Origin of the sequence: Mesorhizobium sp. M0771 (assembly GCF_040320155.1) — a bacterium.
GTDB lineage: Bacteria > Pseudomonadota > Alphaproteobacteria > Rhizobiales > Rhizobiaceae > Mesorhizobium.
Genome location: NZ_JAMYPC010000064.1, coordinates 1 through 2,887 on the forward strand (window position 1 = coordinate 1; position 2,887 = coordinate 2,887).

At 59.9% G+C, this 2,887-nt stretch carries 4 protein-coding genes; all 4 read right to left on the reverse strand.

What is annotated here, in order from left to right; translation table 11 throughout:
• A partial coding sequence (locus NKI05_RS32140; RefSeq protein WP_352794225.1) for a CapA family protein occupies nucleotides 1-343 on the reverse strand: 343 nt, incomplete at its 3' end.
• A gap of 79 nt (nucleotides 344-422) precedes the next feature.
• Nucleotides 423-1,271, reverse strand: a complete 849-nt coding sequence (locus NKI05_RS32145; protein ID WP_023694077.1) for a transporter substrate-binding domain-containing protein — start codon at nucleotides 1,269-1,271, stop codon at nucleotides 423-425.
• A 50-nt stretch (nucleotides 1,272-1,321) separates the two neighbouring features.
• Nucleotides 1,322-2,071, reverse strand: coding sequence for an ABC transporter permease (locus NKI05_RS32150; protein WP_023694078.1), 750 nt, complete (start codon nucleotides 2,069-2,071; stop codon nucleotides 1,322-1,324).
• 12 nt (nucleotides 2,072-2,083) lie between these two features.
• Nucleotides 2,084-2,743 (reverse strand): ABC transporter permease, encoded by a 660-nt coding sequence (locus tag NKI05_RS32155; RefSeq protein ID WP_023683618.1) that lies wholly within the window; start codon nucleotides 2,741-2,743, stop codon nucleotides 2,084-2,086.
• Between the last annotated feature and the right edge of the window lie 144 nt (nucleotides 2,744-2,887).

Below are 2,887 nucleotides of genomic sequence, written 5' to 3' on the forward strand. Positions count from 1 at the left end.
CCCCGATGCCGGCATGCAGGAGACCGCGCGCTTCCACTTCCTCCAGGGTCGAGAGGATGCCGCCAGCGCCGAGATCGAAGGCGTGGTTGTTTGCCAGAGCAAGCGCGTTGAAACCGATGGCCTGCAATGCGTCGAGCACTTCAGCCCTGGAATATCCGAAGTATTTGCCCTTGGTCGGCCACCCGCCGTGCTTACCCAGGATCGTCGACTCGAAGTTGGTGAAGACGACGTCGCCTTGGCGCAGGAAATCCGTAACCGCGATGAAGCGTTCGTTTTTGACGTCACGTATGTCGTGCTTGATCAGGGATTGGCCGGTGACGACCGCGCAGAACTGGTCTTTCATGGAACTCGCCTTGAAGGAGGGTAGGGCGCAGGCGCCGGCGTTCCGGCCAGCGCCACGTCAATGTCGAAGTCGGTTGCCTCTATTGCGAGATGGCTGGCGAGATATCGCTCTTGAACCATTTCAGGCTCAGCGCCTTGATCGTCCCATCCTTGGTGGCCGCGTCGATGGCCGCGTTGAACCTGGCGAGCAACTCCGTATCGTCTTTGCGCAGACCTGCGCCGACGCCCGGCCCCCAGAGCCCGCCATTCAGTTCAGGGCCGAAAAACACCACATCCGAGCCGGAAGGCGTCTCCAGAAAATCGCGCCAGGTGAAATAGTCGGCGAGGCCGCCGTCGATGCGACCCGCGGCAAGATCGAGCTTCATGTTGTCCTGGCTGTCATAACTGCGAATGGTCACGACATCGCCCAGCATTTCCTTCACGACTGCTTCCGAATTGGACGAGCGCAAGGCTCCGATCGCCTTGCCGGCGAGTGTCGATCTGAGGCGCTCGATGGTTGCCTTCTCTTTGTCGCCGATGGTCGAAAGGTTGACCTTTTCCTTGGTGTCGCCGGCGTCGAGACCCAGGTCCTTGCGCACCACGAACTGGTTGAAGCCGGTGGCGTAGGGGATCGAGAACGCGATCGACTGCTTGCGTTTTTCCGTGATCGCCATGCCAGACATGATCACGTCGAACTTGCCGACAAGCAGTGCCGGGATGATCCCGTCCCAATCCTGCGGGACGAAGGTACATTTGATCTCGATCCGACGGCACAGCTCCTGCCCAACATCGATATCGTAGCCATAGAGTTGACCGTTCGCGTCGGTGCCGTCCCAGGGCGGCGAGGCGCCTTCAGCGGCAATCGATATGACGCGCTCGCTTTGCGCGCTCGCCGGGACTGCCGACATCAGGGATACGATAGAAACAGCAATAGCCAGGGGTATGCGCATGATGCACCTCTTCGTTGGTTGGATGGAAAGGGGAGCCCAGAACCTAGGCGTCAGGGCAGGGGCGTCGTGATCTCTGGGTCAGGTAGGGCGGGGCGCAATCGCGCCTTTCGTCGGCGAACCGGATGGCCGTCGGTCGACAGCCATCGCTCCAGCAACTGGATCGCTTTCACCGCGATCGAGGTGAGCGATAGGTAGATCGCTCCGGCGACGATGAAGATTTCGTACGGCGCGAACGTGGTCGACACCATCTGTCTCGCCATGCCGGTGATCTCAAGCAGCGTCACGGTGCTCGCGAGCGACGAGCCCTTGATCATCCCGACGATCTCGTTGCCGTAGGCCGGGAGCGATATCCTGAAAGCGATCGGGAAGGTGACCAGGCGAGCGATCTGGAAGCGTTTCAAGCCGAGAGATGTGGCCGCCTCGGTGACACCCTTCGGCACGGACTGGAGACCGCGGCACAGGATCTCGGTGGTGTGTGCCGCGCTGTTCAGCGAAAATGTCAGAAGGGCACACCAGAAGGGGTCGCGCAGGATCACCCAGAAGATGCTTGTTCGCACCGCCTCGATCTGAGCGAGGCCGTAGTAGAGCAGAAAGAGCTGAACCAGCATCGGCGTTCCGCGGATCACATAGGTGTATGCGAGCACCGCGAGCGAGAAGCCGGGACGTCCGAACGCGCGGATGAAGGCCAGCGGCACGGAAAGAAGAAATCCGGCCGTCAGCGACAAGACCGTCAGGGTCAAAGTGAGACCAACGCCCGAAGGCAAGACAACCAGTGCGTCAAATATCAAGCCGAGGTTCATGGGCCTTCCCTCCTACCGGCCGAGAGCCGGATAGCGCCGCTCAGTCAGCCGGATCGACAGCAACGTGACGGTGGTCAGCGAGAGATAGAGAGCGGAGGCCGCAAGGTAGAAAGTCAATGGTGCGCGCAAGGATCCGGCCCCCACATACGCAACGCGCATGATGTCGGTCAGGCCGACGATCGAGACCAGTGCGGTATCCTTGAAGAGCGAAATCCAGAGATTGCCATAGGCAGGCAGCGCCAGCCGCAGCATCTGCGGACCGATGACGAACATCCAGCGCTGCCAGGCGTTCAGCCCAAGCGACTTTGCCGCTTCGGTTTGGCCCGCTGGCACTGCCGCAATCGCGCCGCGAAACACTTCGGTCGCATAACCGCTGAAAATGACCGAGAGCGCGATAACCCCTGCGGTGAATGCGTTCACCTCGACATACCGGCCGGCGATCTTGCTGGCGAGCGTGGTTCCGCCGAAGTAGATGAGCAGGATAACGAGAAGTTCTGGTACACCACGGACGACTGTGGTGTAGGCGGCCACGACCGCGTTGAGGCGCGGCTTTGCCGTGCCCTTCGAAATCGCCAAAAACAGCCCGAATGCCGTACCCAGGCAGCCGCTGACAAGAGCCAGGCTTATGGTCACGGTAAGTGCGACAACAAACTGAGTAGTAAAACCACCCATGGGGCGCTTTCCTCGGCTCGCAATTGCCGCAGGATATGTCGGTCTTTATTGCCGAGACCAAACCATATAACCCAAGGTTGCGAGTTGTTATATTTCTAATGTGGAGTTAACTTGAGATACTGGCCAATTCTAACGCTTGAAATT